Source organism: Streptomyces sp. DG2A-72 (assembly GCF_030499575.1).
Classification (GTDB): Bacteria; Actinomycetota; Actinomycetes; order Streptomycetales; family Streptomycetaceae; genus Streptomyces.
The window spans coordinates 8,100,142-8,115,530 of the sequence record NZ_JASTLC010000001.1; the positions used below are offsets into that span (position 1 = coordinate 8,100,142).

General features: G+C 71.2%; 12 protein-coding genes. 10 read left to right on the forward strand and 2 right to left on the reverse strand.

Annotation, left to right across the window (positions count from 1 at the left end):
• Positions 1-67: 67 nt before the first annotated feature.
• The 3 genes from QQY66_RS38495 to QQY66_RS38505 are packed head-to-tail and all read left to right on the forward strand — an operon-like array spanning position 68 to position 5,645.
• Positions 68-1,336 carry an aspartate aminotransferase family protein gene (locus QQY66_RS38495; protein ID WP_301984996.1) on the forward strand — a complete coding sequence of 423 codons (1,269 nt, stop codon included), beginning with the start codon at positions 68-70 and terminating at the stop codon, positions 1,334-1,336.
• A complete protein-coding gene (locus tag QQY66_RS38500; RefSeq protein WP_301984997.1) occupies positions 1,333-4,209 on the forward strand; it encodes an FAD-binding and (Fe-S)-binding domain-containing protein in 2,877 nt (958 codons plus the stop codon). Before QQY66_RS38495 ends, QQY66_RS38500 begins: the two co-directional genes overlap by 4 nt.
• Complete coding sequence (locus QQY66_RS38505) at positions 4,206-5,645, forward strand: NAD-dependent succinate-semialdehyde dehydrogenase (protein ID WP_301984998.1); 1,440 nt, start codon at positions 4,206-4,208, stop codon at positions 5,643-5,645. The genes QQY66_RS38500 and QQY66_RS38505 overlap by 4 nt, the downstream gene beginning before the upstream one ends.
• Before the next feature lie 18 nt (positions 5,646-5,663).
• Here QQY66_RS38505 and QQY66_RS38510 read toward each other — a convergent pair whose 3' ends face one another.
• Both QQY66_RS38510 and QQY66_RS38515 read right to left on the reverse strand, forming a co-directional pair.
• Positions 5,664-6,407 carry an IclR family transcriptional regulator gene (locus QQY66_RS38510; protein ID WP_301984999.1) on the reverse strand — a complete coding sequence of 248 codons (744 nt, stop codon included), beginning with the start codon at positions 6,405-6,407 and terminating at the stop codon, positions 5,664-5,666.
• A gap of 215 nt (positions 6,408-6,622) precedes the next feature.
• Positions 6,623-7,369: an IclR family transcriptional regulator gene (locus QQY66_RS38515; protein WP_301985000.1), complete on the reverse strand. Its 747-nt coding sequence runs from the start codon at positions 7,367-7,369 to the stop codon at positions 6,623-6,625.
• A gap of 282 nt (positions 7,370-7,651) precedes the next feature.
• On the opposite strand from QQY66_RS38515, the gene solA reads away from it, so the two are divergent.
• From solA to QQY66_RS38550, 7 genes are all read left to right on the forward strand, one after another.
• Positions 7,652-8,791 carry an N-methyl-L-tryptophan oxidase gene (solA, locus tag QQY66_RS38520; RefSeq protein ID WP_301985001.1) on the forward strand — a complete coding sequence of 380 codons (1,140 nt, stop codon included), beginning with the start codon at positions 7,652-7,654 and terminating at the stop codon, positions 8,789-8,791.
• Positions 8,788-9,855 carry a succinylglutamate desuccinylase/aspartoacylase family protein gene (locus QQY66_RS38525; RefSeq protein ID WP_301985002.1) on the forward strand — a complete coding sequence of 356 codons (1,068 nt, stop codon included), beginning with the start codon at positions 8,788-8,790 and terminating at the stop codon, positions 9,853-9,855. Before solA ends, QQY66_RS38525 begins: the two co-directional genes overlap by 4 nt.
• A gap of 75 nt (positions 9,856-9,930) precedes the next feature.
• Positions 9,931-11,061 (forward strand): ABC transporter substrate-binding protein, encoded by a 1,131-nt coding sequence (locus QQY66_RS38530; protein ID WP_301985004.1) that lies wholly within the window; start codon positions 9,931-9,933, stop codon positions 11,059-11,061.
• Positions 11,054-12,199 (forward strand): ABC transporter ATP-binding protein, encoded by a 1,146-nt coding sequence (locus tag QQY66_RS38535; protein ID WP_301985006.1) that lies wholly within the window; start codon positions 11,054-11,056, stop codon positions 12,197-12,199. Before QQY66_RS38530 ends, QQY66_RS38535 begins: the two co-directional genes overlap by 8 nt.
• Before the next feature lie 2 nt (positions 12,200-12,201).
• On the forward strand, positions 12,202-13,134 hold the full coding sequence (locus tag QQY66_RS38540) for an ABC transporter permease (protein WP_301985007.1): 933 nt from the start codon (positions 12,202-12,204) through the stop codon (positions 13,132-13,134).
• Positions 13,131-13,997 (forward strand): ABC transporter permease, encoded by an 867-nt coding sequence (locus QQY66_RS38545; protein WP_301985008.1) that lies wholly within the window; start codon positions 13,131-13,133, stop codon positions 13,995-13,997. The genes QQY66_RS38540 and QQY66_RS38545 overlap by 4 nt, the downstream gene beginning before the upstream one ends.
• Positions 13,994-15,385, forward strand: coding sequence for an aminotransferase class III-fold pyridoxal phosphate-dependent enzyme (locus tag QQY66_RS38550; protein ID WP_301985009.1), 1,392 nt, complete (start codon positions 13,994-13,996; stop codon positions 15,383-15,385). The genes QQY66_RS38545 and QQY66_RS38550 overlap by 4 nt, the downstream gene beginning before the upstream one ends.
• The last annotated feature ends 4 nt before the right edge of the window (positions 15,386-15,389 follow it).

The following is a 15,389-nucleotide window of genomic DNA, read 5'->3' on the forward strand; positions in this document are numbered from 1 at the left end:
CCCGCCCTGGTCCACGGAGATGCTCAGAAAGACCGGAGCAGACCGCCGAACCCGCCGGGAGACGAACATGACCGCACTGTCGCCGCACCTTCGCCAGGCCACACCCGTGACGGCGGTCCGGGGCGAGGGCGTCCACCTCTACGGCGAGGACGGCCGCCGCTACCTGGACTTCACCGCCGGCATCGGCGTCACCAGCACTGGACACTGCCACCCCAAGGTCGTGGCGGCGGCCCAGGAACAGGTCGGCACGCTCATCCACGGCCAGTACACGACGGTCATGCACCAGCCCCTCCGCCAACTGGTCGAGAAGCTCGGCGAGGTGCTGCCGACCGGCCTGGACAGCCTGTTCTTCACCAACTCCGGCAGCGAGGCGGTCGAGGCCGCGCTGCGGCTCGCCCGCCAGGCCACCGGCCGCCCCAACGTCGTCGTCTGCCACGGCGGCTTCCACGGCCGTACGGTCGCCGCCGCCGCCATGACCACCTCCGGCACCCGCTTCCGCTCCGGCTTCTCCCCGCTGATGAGCGGCGTGGTCGTCACCCCCTTCCCGACGGCCTACCGCTACGGCTGGGACGAGGACACCGCGACCCGCTTCGCCCTGAAGGAGCTGGACTACACCCTCCAGACGATCTCCTCGCCCGCCGACACGGCCGCGATCATCGTCGAGCCGGTGCTCGGTGAGGGCGGCTACGTCCCCGCGAACCGCGCCTTCATGGAGGGACTGCGGGAGCGCGCCGACCGCCACGGCTTCCTCCTCATCCTCGACGAGGTGCAGACCGGCGTCGGCCGCACCGGCCGCTTCTGGGGCCACGACCACTTCGGCGTCACCCCGGACATCCTCGTCACCGCCAAGGGCCTGGCCAGCGGTTTCCCGCTGTCCGGCATCGCCGCCTCCGAGGAGCTGATGACCAAGGCGTGGCCCGGCTCGCAGGGCGGCACGTATGGCGCCAACGCCGTCGCCTGCGCGGCAGCCTGCGCCACCCTCGACGTCGTACGCGACGAGAAGCTCGTCGAGAACGCCGACGCGATGGGCGCACGGCTGCGTGCCGGTCTGGAGGCGGTCGCCGACCGGACCCCGGGCATCGGCGACGTCCGGGGCCTCGGGCTGATGCTGGCCACCGAGTTCGTCACCGAGGACGGCAGCCCCGACCCCGACACCGCCGCCCGCGTGCAGCGCGCCGCCGTCGACGAGGGACTGCTCCTGCTGCTGTGCGGGGCCTGGAACCAGGTCGTACGCATGATCCCGGCGCTCGTCATCGACGAGGCGGCGGTGGACGAGGGCCTCCAGGCATGGGCGACCGCGGTGGAAGTCGGCACCTCGGGACCAGCGGCACGATGAGCGATACCCTCGCGCGGCTGACCGCCCGGCTCACCGGGACCGCTCCCGGCCTGCGGGTGGAAACCGGCCCGGGCGCCACCGGCCTCTACGCCTACGACGCCTCCAACTACCGGGTCCCGCCGCGGGCCGTGGTCTTCCCCCGCAGCGCCGACGACGTGGTCGCGGTGCTGCGGACCTGCCGGGAGACGGGCGTCCCGGTCACCGCGCGCGGCGGCGGTACGAGCATGGCGGGCAACGCGGTCGGACCGGGCGTCGTCCTGGACTTCTCCCGGTACATGAACCGGATCCTGGACATCGACCCGGTGGCGCGCACCGCACGAGTCGAGGCCGGCGTGGTCCTGGACGCGCTGGCCAGCGCGACCGCCCCGCACGGGCTCACCTTCGGCCCCGACCCCTCCTCGCACAGCCGCTGCACCCTCGGCGGCATGATCGGCAACGACGCGTGCGGCAACCGGTCGGTGCGGCACGGGCGCACCAGTACCCACATCGAGGCACTGGAGATCGTGACGGCAGACGGCGTGCGAGCCGTCGCCGACCGCACGGGGCTGCGTCCGGTGGACCCCGCGGACACAGAACGGGTCGCCCGGCTCGAAGCGGACGTACGTCACCTGATCGACGCCAACCTGGCCCCGATCCGCACCGAGCTGGGCCGCATCCCGCGCCAGGTCTCCGGCTACCAACTGCACCGCCTGCTGCCCGAGCACGGCTTCGACATGGCCCGCGCCCTGGTCGGCACCGAGGGCTCCTGTGCGGTCGTCACCGCCGCGACGGTCCGCCTGGTGGCGACCGCACCGGCTTCGGCACTGCTCACCCTCGGCTACGACGATGTCGTCGACGCCGCCGAGGACGTACCGGAGATCCTGCGCCGGCACCCCACCGCCGTGGAGGGCATGGACGAGGCGATCGTGGCCACCATGCGCGCCCGGCGCGGACCGGACTCCGTCACCGGACTGCCCGAGGGACGCGCCTGGCTGTATGTCGAGCTCGACGGTGACGACCAGGCGGCGGTCGACGCCCGCGCCGCCGAACTGCTGGACGTGCTCAAGGGGCAGGGCCGGATGACCGGGGGTCGGGTCGTGCAGACCCCGGCCGAGCGGCGCTCGCTGTGGCGGGTCCGCGAGGACGGGGCCGGGCTCGCCGCCCGGCTCGTCGACGGCGGTGAGTCCTGGCCCGGCTGGGAGGACGCGGCGGTCGCGCCCGAGAACCTGGCCGCCTACCTGCGGGACTTCCGCGAACTGCTGGCCTCCCATGACCTGACCGGCGTGCTGTACGGACACTTCGGCGCGGGCTGTGTCCACGTGCGCATCGACTTCGACCTGGCCACGGACACCGGCCGGGCAGCCACCCGCCGCTTCCTCTCCGAAGCCGCCGCCCTGGTCGTCGAGCACGGCGGCACGCTGTCCGGCGAACACGGCGACGGGCGGGCGCGCGGTGAGCTGCTGGAGATCATGTACAGCCACCGCATGATCCGGACGTTCGCCGCCTTCAAGGAGATCTTCGACCCCGAGGGGTTGCTCAACCCCGGTGTCATCGTGGCCCCGGCCCCGCTCGACGCCGACCTGGCACTGCGCCAACTCCCGCTCCTCGAAACGACGTTCACCTTCCCGCACGACGGGGAGGGCTTCGTCGGCGCCGTACGCCGCTGTGTCGGCGTCGGCCGCTGCCGCAGCGACGCGGGCGGCGTGATGTGTCCCAGCTACCGGGCCACGGGCGAGGAGAACGACTCCACCCGGGGCCGGGCCCGCCTGCTCCAGGAGATGGTGCGCGGCGGGACGGTCCAGGACGGCTGGCGCTCGACGGAGGTGCGCGACGCCCTCGACCTGTGCCTGTCCTGCAAGGCGTGCTCCAGCGACTGCCCGGTCGGCGTCGACATGGCCACATACAAGGCGGAGTTCCTGCACCAGCACTACAAGGGTCGCTTGAGGCCCCGCTCGCACTACTCGCTGGGCTGGCTGCCACTGACCTCCTCCCTCGCCGGATTCGCCGCCCGCCCGCTCAACGCGCTGCTGCGCGGACCGGTAGGCAGGCTGCTCGCCCGCCTGGGAGGGGTGACCACGAAGCGCCGGATTCCGGCCTTCGCTTCCCGGCGTGCACGCCGCAAGGTCCTGCGGGCGGCGAAGACGGACACACCGGCGAAGTCCCTGCTCTTCGTCGACAGTTTCACCCGTGCCTTCCGTCCCGAGGTGGCGGGCGCCGCGAGCCGTGTGCTCGCCGACGCCGGCATCCCCTGCACGGCTCAGGACGGCCTGTGCTGCGGCCTGACCTGGGTCAGCACCGGGCAACTGTCCACCGCCCGCCGCATCATGGCCCGCACGGTCGCCCACCTCGACGACGGCGACGACCGGCCCATCATCGTGGCCGAACCCAGCTGCGCCGCCGCCCTCAAGCGTGATGTGCCCGAGCTGCTCGGCACCGAAGCCGCCCAGCGCGTCGCGTCCCGCGTCCACACCCTCACCGGCGCCCTGACCGACCTCGCCACTCCCGACTGGACCCCACCGGAACTGCCGGACAACGTCGTCCTGCAGACCCACTGCCACGAGTACGCCACCTTCAAGGGCCGCCACCTTCGAGACCTGCTCGGCCGCCTCGGCGTACGGAAGGTCGACGAGGCCGAGGGCTGCTGCGGACTCGCCGGGAACTTCGGCTTCGAGGAACAGCACTACGACACCTCGATGGCCGTCGCCGACCTGGCCCTGAAGCCACGCCTCGACGCCATCGACGCCGGGGGACGGACCGTCGTCGTGGCCGACGGCTTCAGCTGCGCCACCCAGATCGACCACCTCGCCGGTGACCGGGGCATCCGCGCCCTGCACCTGGCGGAACTGCTCGACCCCGCCGCCGATCAAGCCGCTCGACCAGGAGGAACCCCATGACCGACACACCTACGCAGTTGTTCATCGGCGGGGCCTGGGTGGACGCCGCGGACGGTGCCACCATGGCCGTCGACGACCCGGCGACCGGTGAGATCCTCTGCCATGTCGCCGATGCGGGCGCCAAGGACGCCAGGCTCGCCGAGGACGCGGCAGCCCAGGCGCAGGAGGAGTGGGCCCGTACGGCGCCTCGGGCCCGTAGCGAGATCCTGCGTCGGGCGTACGAGATCATCCTCGACCGCACCGACGAACTCGCCCACTTGATGACGTCCGAGATGGGCAAGCCGCTGGCCGAGGCCAGGGGAGAGGTGGCGTACGCGGCCGAGTTCTTCCGCTGGTTCTCCGAGGAAGCCGTCCGTGTCGAAGGCGGCAACGGCGTCCTGCCCGACGGCCGCAACCGGATGCTGCTCTCGCGCCGCCCGGTCGGCCCCTGTCTGCTGATCACCCCCTGGAACTTCCCCCTCGCCATGGGGACGCGCAAGATCGGCCCGGCGATCGCCGCCGGCTGCACGATGATCCTCAAGCCGGCCCCGCAGACCCCGCTGTCCAGCCTGGCTCTCGCCGCGATCCTCAAGGAGGCCGGGCTGCCGGACGGCGTCCTCAACGTCGTCACCACCTCCCGTGCGGGGGAGGTGTGCGAGCCCCTGCTGCGCGGCGGCCGTATCCGCAAGCTGTCCTTCACCGGCTCGACGGCGGTCGGCCGGCTGCTGCTCGCGCAGAGCGCGGAGGCGGTCGTACGGACCTCGATGGAGCTGGGCGGGAACGCGCCGTTCATCGTCTTCGAGGACGCCGACCTGGACAAGGCCGTTGACGGTGCGATGGTCGCCAAGATGCGCAACATGGGCGAGGCGTGCACCGCGGCCAACCGCTTCTTCGTCCACACCTCCGTGGCGGAGGAGTTCGGGCGGCGCCTGGCCGAGCGCATGGGCGCGCTGGTCGTGGGCCCCGGCACCCGGGACGGTGTCGACGTCGGCCCGCTGATCGACCGGGTCGGCCGGGCCAAGGTCGAGGAACTGGTGGCCGACGCGGTGGAGCGCGGCGCCCGGGTGCTCGTCGGCGGCCGTACGCCCGAGGGGCGGGGCTGCTTCTATCCGCCGACCGTGCTCACGGACGTCGCCTCCGACAGCCGTCTGATGGACACGGAGATCTTCGGCCCGGTCGCGGCGATCCTCACCTTCGACGACGAGGACGAGGTGATCCGCCGCGCCAACGACACCCCCTGGGGCCTCGTCGGCTACGTCTTCACCGAGGGCCTGGACCGCGCCCTCAGCGTCAGCGAACGCCTGGAGGTCGGCATGGTCGGCCTCAACACAGGCCTCGTCTCCAACCCGGCCGCGCCCTTCGGCGGCGTCAAGCAGTCCGGGCTGGGCCGGGAGGGGGGCCGGGTCGGGATCGACGAGTTCCTGGAGTACCAGTACCTGGCGGTGCCCGTGCGGTGAGGGCCGTAGCCGTCGTCCTCAGCGCAGGTGGCGAGCGGTGATCTCCGCCGCGGTCTCGGTCACCAGTCGCCCCAGCTCGGCGAGGCGGCCGGGCTCGAAACGGGAGTCGGGCATGGAGACGGCCACGGCGGCCAGCGGCACGCCGTCACCGTCCAGGACGGGTGCCGCGATGGCACAGACGCCCTGGAGGTACTGGTTGTGGTTGACGGCGTATCCGCGGTCCCTGACGCGGCGCAGCTCCGCGCGCAGTTCCACCGGATCGGTGATGGTCTCCTCGCCGTACCCCTCGAACGCGCCCGTCGCGAACTCGTCGACCTCGGACTTCGGCAGATGGGCGAGGACCGTGTGCCCGGTCGCCGTTGCGTGCAGCGGCGAGGTGTCGCCGATGGCGTGGAAGGTCCGTACGGCGTGGTCGCAGTCGATGCGGTCGACGACGACCATGCTGTGCAGCGCGTCGGGCACGGAGAGATGGATGGTCTCGTTCAGCGTGTCCCGGAGCCGGAGCATGGGTTCGCGGGCGGCGGCGAAGAGGCTGGAGCCCTGGAGGGCGGCGGGGCGTACGGCCAGCACGCGGGCACCGATCTCCCAGCGGGTGGTGTCCTTGCGGTTGGCCCGGAGCCAGCCCGCCTCGTTGAGCGTGACCAGGGTGCGCTGCACGGTGGACTTCGGCAGGCCGAAGAGCTTCGTCAGCTCGCCCACGGTCACGGGCTGGTGCTGGGCTACCGCTTCCAGGATGCGCAGCGACCTCGTGACGCTCTTCATTTCCATCCGGTGCCCCGTCAGTTGTGCGGCCTCTTGGTGCTCACCTTGTGACTCCCTTCCGGAGGAGTCGAAGGCACGATCGTGCCGGATTCTAGCATGGCGTTCCACAATATGGCATGATCTGGAAGGTTGGTGGCTGCGCGCAGCAGCAAGGGCCGGCTCTCACGTCGATGCGTGCGAGCCGGCCCTCGCCGGTGTGGAGCCCACTCGGGCCTTCAGGCGCCCAGCAGGCGCCCGGAGATCTCGGCGGCCGTGTCGGTGACGAGGCTGCCCCACTCGGGCGCCCGGTCCTCGTCGTACCGGGAATCGGGCATCGAGATGGCCACGGCGGCCAGCGGTGTCCCGCTCTCGTCGAGCACGGGTGCGGCGAGGGCGCAGACGCCCGGCCGGTACTGGTTCCGGTTGATCGCGTAGCCGTCGGCGCGGATCCGGTCCAGCTCGGCGCGCAGCTCGTCGGGGTCGGCGGGGGTCGTGTCGCTGAAGCGGTCCAGTCCCTGCGTGATGAGTTCCTCGACGTCCTGTTTCGGGAGGTGGGCGAGGATGCTGCGCCCGACGGCGGTGGCGTGCAGCGGCGAGGTGTCGCCGATGGTGTGGAAGGTCCGTACGGGGTGGTCGCAGTCGACGCGGTCCACCACGACCACGCACTGGAGTGCGTCGGGAACCGACAGGTGGATGGTCTCGTTCACCGCGTCGCGCAGGCGGATCATGGGTTCGCGGGCGGCGGCGAACAGGCTGGAGCCCTGGAGGGCGGCGGGTCGTACGGCCAGTACGCGGGCGCCGATCTCCCAGCGGGTGGTGTCCTTGCGGTTCGCGCGCAGCCAGCCCGCCTCGGCCAGCGTGACCAAAGTGCGCTGCACCGTCGACTTCGGGAGTCCGAAGAGCTTTGTCAACTCCCCGACGGTGACCGGCTGGTGCTGGGCGACCGCTTCCAGGATGCGCAGCGACCTCGTGACGCTCTTCATTTCCATCCGGTTTCCCCCTGTTAATCCTCGAAATCTCTGCTGGGCACCCTCTTGACTCCCCTCTGAGCCGCTGCCATTCTCGTGCCAGATTCTAGCACAGCGTTCCACAATGTGGCACGGTCCAGCGGAAAGATCCCGACGAGGTGGGCCGGCACCGCGAGACACGGCGGCTGTGAGCCGTAGGCCCGAAGGAAGGGCCCGGCCCCCGTCCAAACCGCCTCGAATCGATCAGCCCACGTCGAGCGCTCAGCATGCGCCCCGGCGTTACGAAAGGAAAGTCCTGTGTCAGCTGCCAGGAAGCGCGTCGCCGTCGTCGGCGTCGGAACGATGGGCAGCCAGGCCGCCTGGCGGCTGGCGGCCCGCGGCGCCGAGGTCGTCGGATACGACAGGTTCGCCCCCGGCCACGACCGCGGTGCCGCCGGCGGTGAGACCCGGATCTTCCGCAGCGCCCACTTCGAGGACTCCCGCTACGTCCCGCTGCTCAAGCATGCCGACGCCCTGTGGGAGCGGCTCCAGCAGGAGACCGGCCGTGAGCTGCGCCGACTGACCGGGTGCCTGCTGATGGGGCCGACCGAGCACCACCAGATGGCCACCGTCCTGCAGTCCATCGCGGAACACGACCTCGACCACGAGGTGCTCGACGCCGAGCTGCTGGCCAAACGTTTCCCCCAGTTCCGCATCGAGAACGGCGACGCGGCCGTGCTGGACCGCCGCGCCGGTTTCATCCGCCCCGAGCTGACCATCCAGACCGCCGCCCGCCGCGCCGAGCAGCTGGGCGCCGTGCTCCACCGCTACACCACGGTCCGCGAGATCGTCCCCGTCGCGAACGGCGTGGAGATCCGCACCGACACCGGCAGTGAGCGCTTCGACACCGCCGTCGTCACCCCCGGCCCCTGGGTCAACGACCTGCTGCCCGACCTGCCCTGGGAGGTGGACGTCCGCCGCCTCGTCAGCGCCTGGTACGTGCCCACCACCCACGACGCCTGGTTCGGCGAGGAGCGCCCCGCCTTCATCCGTACGGCACCCACCCACTGCTACGGGCTCCCCTCCCCGGACGGCATCTCCGTCAAGCTCGGCCTCTCCCGCGCCCTGCACCGCCCCGCCGGCGACCCGAACCAGCTGGACCGGACGGTGCGGCCCGAGGAGCTGGAGATCTTCAGCGAGCTGATCGGCCGCTACATGCCGGACCTGCACCCGGATCCGACCCGGCTCTCCGTCTACATGGAGGGCTACACCGAGAGCAGCCGCCCCCTGGTCGGCCCCCTGCCCGCCGCCGAGAACGTGATCCTGCTCGCCGGCTTCTCCGGCCACGGCTTCAAGCTCTCGCCCGCCTTCGGCGACATCGCCGCAGACCTCGCACTGGACGGCGCCTCGCCCCAGCCCATCGACTTCCTCTCCACCGTCAGCCGCACGGAGGCATGACCATGAACGACGCCACGCTCGCCGTCGGCTCCCTGCACGCGCAGCCCGGCACCAAAGCCCGCGGCACGGTCCGGGCCGACCTCGGCACCCTCACCGTCGACATTCCGCTGACCCTGGTCAACGGCACCCGCCCCGGCCCCCGGCTCGTCATCACCGCCGGCGTCCACGGCGGTGAGTTCACGCCCATCGACGCCGTCGTACGACTGGCGGACAGGCTGGAACCCGGCGAGGTGCACGGGCAGGTGATCATCTGCCCCGTCGCCAACCCTCCCGCCGTCTACCAGGGCCGACTCAACATCTCCCCGGTCGACGGCGTGAACCTCAACCGCGTCTTCCCCGGCGACCCGGCCGGCGGCCCCACCGAGCGGCTGGCCGCCTGGCTCTTCACCCACCTGCTCGATGGCGCCGACGTCTACGTCGACCTGCACTGCGGCGGCATCGACCAGATCCTGCGGGACTTCGTCGGCTACCGCCTCACCGGTGACCCGGACCTCGACAAGGCGACGGCCGAGCTGGCCCGCTCCTTCGGTATAGAGGACGTCATCCTCGGGCTGAAGGCCGACGGCGGCAACAGCCACGCGGCCGCCGCCCGCCGGGGCATCTCGGCGGTCCTCGTCGAGGTGGGCTCACTCGGACAGCGGGACGAGCCCACGGCCCTCCGCCGCGTCGACGGTCTCCTCACGGCACTGCGCCACCTGGGCGTCCTCGACCACGACGGCTCCGCCCCGGCGCCGATCCGGGAATGGGTCTGGTCCGCCGGCGTCACCGCCGAGGCCACCGGCCTGTGGTACCCGGAGTTCTCCTTCGACGCCGACCTCATCGGCGAAGTCGCGGAGGGCGACGTACTCGGCCGCATCGTCGACCCGGCCGACGGCACGGAGCACACGGTCCACGCCCCGGCCGCCGGGCGGATCTTCTACGGCATGCACGGCCTCACCGTCGCCCCCGGAGCCGAGCTCGCCGCCCTCGCCGTCCCGTGGGACCCCGACACGGCCACGCGCCCCGACACCCTCCGTACCCCTGGCGCGGGACGCGGATCCGACGAGGCGGGCCCCCGCACGTAGCGCCCTCACCCCCCGCACGTAGCGCCCCAACCCCCCGTCCCCCTTCCCCAGCAGTCCCACCCCAGGAGGCACCCGATGACGAATCGAAATGCGGCTCCGCCGCGTGGCGCCCGGATAGACCGCCGGCTCTTCCTGCGCGGCGTCGGCGGAGTCACGGCGGGTCTCGCCACCGCGTCCGCCCTCAGTGCCTGCGGCACCGGCACCAGCCGCTCCGTCGGCGGCGGCGATGGCAAGAACTCCAAGACACTCGTCGTCCGCAACAGCGGTGGCACCTACGGCGACGCCAACCAGAAGGCGGTCTACGACGCGTTCACCAAGGAGACCGGCATCCAGATCAAGGTGGTGAACATCGCGTACGCCCAGCTGCTCGCCCAGATCCAGCAGGGCCGCCCGCAGTTCGACCTGATCGACACCTCCATGGCCGACGTGGTGCGCTTCAAGGACGAGGACGCCACCGAGGCGCTCGACTACGACCGGCTCAAGTACGCCAAGAACGCGGGCATCGCCGACTCCCTGATGATGACCCACGGTGTCGGTAAGAACTACTGGGCCAGCGTCATGGCGTACCGCACGGACTCCTTCGACGGGAAGAAGCTCGGGAGCTGGGCGGACTTCTGGGACACCAAGGCGTTCCCCGGCAGCCGCTCCCTCCAGGCCCGTGACGCCGACCTGCCCGAGCTGGAGTTCGCCCTCCTCGCCGACGGCGTGCCCCTGGACAAGCTGTACCCCCTCGACGTGGAGCGCGCCTTCAAGTCCCTCGACAACATCAAGGGATCCGTCCGCAAGTACTGGGACACCGGTGCCCTCCCCGGCCTGCTGCTGGGCCGCAAGGAGGTCGTCGCCACCAGCGTCTGGCACGGCCGGCTCGACGCCCTGATCAAGGGCGGCTCGCCGATGGCGTACCAGTGGAACGGCGCCCGCCGGCAGAGCAACGGCTTCTGCGTCCCCAAGGGCGCGGCCAACCCCGACGCCGCTTACCAGCTGATCGACTTCGCGCTGCGGCCCGACATCCAGGCCGCCTACGCCGAGCTCTACCCGATGGCGCCGGTCGTGCCCGCCGCCTACAAGAAGCTCTCCCCGGCCGCCGCCGGCAACCTGGCCAGCTCGCCCGAGCACCTGAAGTCCGGGTTCGACCTCGACGTCGAGTGGTGGATCAAGAACGAGGCCGCCGTGTCCAAGCGCTGGCAGGAGTGGGTCAATGCCTGAGCTGCACGTGAAGTCCCAGCCCCAGTCGTCACCGGCGCTGTCCACGCCGTCGGGGACCGGCACCGGAAAGCCCCTCTCCGTCACCGATCTGCGCAAGACGTACGGCGGCGTGACCGCTGTCGACACCGTCTCCATGGAGATCGCGGGCGGCGAGTTCGTCACCTTCCTGGGGGCTTCCGGCTCCGGCAAGACCACCACACTGATGATGATCGCCGGGTTCTGCGAACCGGACTCCGGCACCATTGTCGCCGGCGGCCGTGACGTGACCCGGCTGGCCCCGCAGAAGCGCGGTCTCGGCTTCGTCTTCCAGCAGTACCTGCTCTTCCCGCACATGACGGTGTGGGAGAACGTCGCCTTCCCGCTGCAACTGCGCGACGTCCCCAAGGCGGAGCTGCGCCGCCGGGTCGGCGAGACCCTGGAGATGGCCGGACTCTCCGCCATGGCCCGCCGCCGGCCGCGCGAGCTGTCCGGCGGCCAGCAGCAGCGTGTCGCGCTGTGCCGGGCCCTGGTCTACCGGCCCCCGGTGATCCTCATGGACGAGCCGCTGGGCGCCCTCGACAAGAAGCTGCGCGACCAGCTCCAGACCGAGATCAAGCGCATCCAGCAGGAACTCGGCCTGACCGTCATCTATGTGACGCACGATCAGGAGGAGGCGCTGGTCCTGTCCGACCGGATCGCGGTGATGCGGGACGGACGGATCGACCAGTTCGACACCCCGCGTGAACTCTTCGAGCGCCCCGGCACCCCGTTCGTCGCCGACTTCCTCGGCGCGGCCAACTTCCTCCCCGCCACCGTCAAGCAGCAGACCTCCGAGCAGACCCTCGTACAGCTCGACACCGGAGGCCTGCTCAAGGCCCGCCCGCAGTCGGGAGCGGAGGGAGCGCGAGTACGGGCCGCGGTCCAGCCCGGCCGGCTCGGACTGTGTACCCCCGGCGAAGGGTTCTGTACCGGGACCGTGGAGACGGTCACCTACGTCGGCACCCTCGTCCGTGTCACGGTCCGCCCGGCGGGCGACGCCGACACCGGTGTCGTACGCCTGGAACTCCCGGCCTCAAGCGCCCCGGTCCTCGGCGAGCAGGTCAGCCTGACCGCCCACCCCGACGACGTCAGCGTCTTCGCGGTGGAAGGAGGCGGATGAGCATGGCCGGATCCCTCCTCGCCCCCGCGCCCCCGGCCCCGGGCCCGGCGACCCCCACCACCCGCAAGGGACGGCTGCGCCGCACGCTGTCCGAGCGCCGCACCCGCTTCGGGCTGCTCAACGCCGCCCCCGTCGTCATCTACCTGCTGGTGCTGTTCGTCTTCCCGATCTTCAGCACCCTGCTCCTCAGCTTCAAGGGCGAGGAGGGCGGCTGGACGCTGCACTGGTACACGGACGCACTCCAGGGCTCCAACCTGGAAGTCCTCCTCACCACGCTGCGGATCTCCGCCGAAACCTCGCTGCTGAGCCTGGTCATCGGGTTCCTGCTGGCCGCCGCCGTCTCCCGGCTCAAGCCGCTGTGGGCGGGCCTGGTGATGGTCATCGTCATCGTGCCGCACTTCATCAGCGCGCTGGTGCGCACCTACGGCTGGATCATCCTGCTCGGTGAACACGGCGTCATCAACAACGCCCTGACGGACCTGGACGTCCCCGGCGCCCCGTTCCAGATGCTCTACAACGAGCTGGGCGTGGTCATCGGCACCACCTCGGTGATGCTGCCGTACACCGTGCTGCTGCTGTACGCGGTCATGAAGGGCATCGACCGCAGGCTGCCCGCCGCCGCGGCCAGCATGGGCGCCGGACGGCTGACGATCTTCCGCCGGGTCTACCTGCCCATGGTCGCCCCCGGCCTGGTCAACGCGGGAATCCTGTGCTTCATCCTCTGCCTCGGCTACTACCTGACCCCCGCCCTCATGGGCGGCCCGAAGCAGACCATGGTCGCCTCGCTCATCAGCGAGCAGGTCATGAAGCAGAGCCAGTGGAACGGCGCCGCCGCGCTCGGCATCATCCTGCTGCTCCTCACCTTCGCCGGTCTGCTCCTGCTGCGGCTCATCAAGGTCGTGACCGAGGCCGCGAAGAGTCGAGGTATCTCATGATCGCGCTGCGCTCGACCCTGACCGGGCGGATCTGCCTGACCGTCGCCTCCACGCTGATCCTGCTGTTCCTCGCCTTGCCGATCGTCCTCATCGTCGTCACCTCCTTCGGCAGCGACGCGTTCGGCTCCTTCCCGCCGGACTCCTGGACGCTCGGCTGGTACAAGTCACTGTTCGCCGACGGCAGCAAGTGGCCGGCCGCACTCTCCCTGAGCGCCCTGGTCGCCTCTCTGACCACCGTGTTCTCGCTCGTCCTGGGCATCACGGCGGCGACCGCGCTGGTCCGCAGCGACCTGCCGCTGCGCTCGGCGGTCTACGGTCTTGTCCTCGCCCCGCTGGTGATCCCCCAAGTCGTCATCGCCCTCGGCCTGTTCCTGCTCTTCGAGCCGGCCGCGATGCTCGGCAGCCCGATCGCCATCGCCCTCGGCCACACCGTGCTCGCCGCACCGATCGCCGTGATGATCCTCATGGCCACGCTGAAGGGCATCGACGAACGGCTGGAGGACGCGGCGGCCAGCATGGGCGCGAGCCGCCTCACGGTCGCCCGGCGCATCACGCTCCCGCTGGCCATGCCCGGCATGATCGCCGCCGCGATCTTCTCCTTCATCACCAGCTTCGACGAGTTCTTCATCTCCATGTTCCTGTCCTCGGTGGACACCGTGACCCTGCCCGTCCAGGTCTTCAACGTCCTCCAGTTCGACGTAGACCCGTCGGTGACGGCCATCAGCGCGGTGCTCATCGCGGTCGCCGTCCTGGCCCTCGCCCTGGTCGCCGCCGTACGCCGGCTCGGCGGCTCCGGCAAGCAGGGCGGTCTGCTGCCGACGGAGCCCGCCGTGGGCCTGTCCACCGGGAGTGACCCCGAATGACCACCAGCACCCGCGCCCCGGCCGGTGAGCTGTCCGCCACCGCGGCCAGACACCTCCTGCTCAACATGACCCCCAACGGCTCGCTCGGCCCCGAGGGCGAGAACCTCCTCGTCGTCCGGCGGGGCGAGGGCCCCTACGTCGACGACGCCGACGGCAGGCGCTACATCGACGGCCTGTCAGGGCTGTACTGCTGCCAACTCGGCTACTCCTACGGCCCCGAGTTCGCCGAGGCCGCCGAACGGCAGCTGCGCGAACTGTGCTACAGCCCGCTGTGGACCTCCTCCGCGCACCCGACGGCGATCGAACTCGCCGAACGGCTCTCCCGGATCGCCCCCGTCGACATCGAGCACACCTTCTTCTCCAGCGGCGGCGCCGAAGCCGTCGAGACCGCCTGGAAGATCGCCCGCCGCTACCACGCCCTGCGCGGGGAGCCGGGCCGGGTGAAGGCGATCGCCCGCCGCGGCGCCTACCACGGGCTGACCATCGGCACCCTGTCCCTCACCGACGACCCCGGGCTGACGGAGCCGTACGGCCCGCCCGCGATCGACACCCGGTTCGTGTCGAACACCAACCGCTTCGGCTTCGCCCCGGAGTTGACGGACGACGACCTGTACACGGCCCGGCTGCTCGCCGAGCTGGAGGCCGCGATCCTCGCCGAGGGCCCGGAGACGATCGCGATGCTGATCGCCGAGCCGGTGCAGAACCGGGGCGGCTGCATCACCCCACCGACCGGTTACTGGCAGGGACTTCGCGCACTGGCCGACCGGTACGGCTTCCTGCTCGTCGCCGACGAAGTGATCACCGCCTTCGGCCGGCTGGGGGAGTGGTTCGGCGGTGACCGCTACGGCGCCCGCCCGGACCTCGTCACCGTCGCCAAGGGCATCACGGCCGGATATGCCCCGATGGGGGCAACCCTGGTCAGCGGTCGCGTAGTTGAGGTCATCAATCAGCCGGGCGCCGTCCTCAACCACGGCTACACCTTCGCCGGGCACCCGCTCAGCGCGGCCATCGCCCTGCGCAACCTCGAGATCATGGAGCGGGACCGGATCCTGGACAACGTCCGCGGCCTCCAGGACCATCTCGCGGCGCGCATGAACACGCTCATGGACCTGCCGATCGTCGGCGACGTCCGGGGCACCGGGTTCTTCTACTCCTGCGAACTCGCCGGTGACCTCGACGGCGGCGGCTTCGGCGACACCGCCCGAGCCGACCTGATCGCCGACCTGATCCCACGCCGGATGCGCGAGGCCGGCCTCCTCGCCCGCGTCTACAACCGGTCCGCGCCGCTGGTCCAGATCGCGCCCCCGCTGATCAGCGACCGCGCCCTGCTCGACGCAATGGCCGACATCCTCGCGCAGACCCTCGCCGAGGCGTCCGCCCGCCTGTGACACC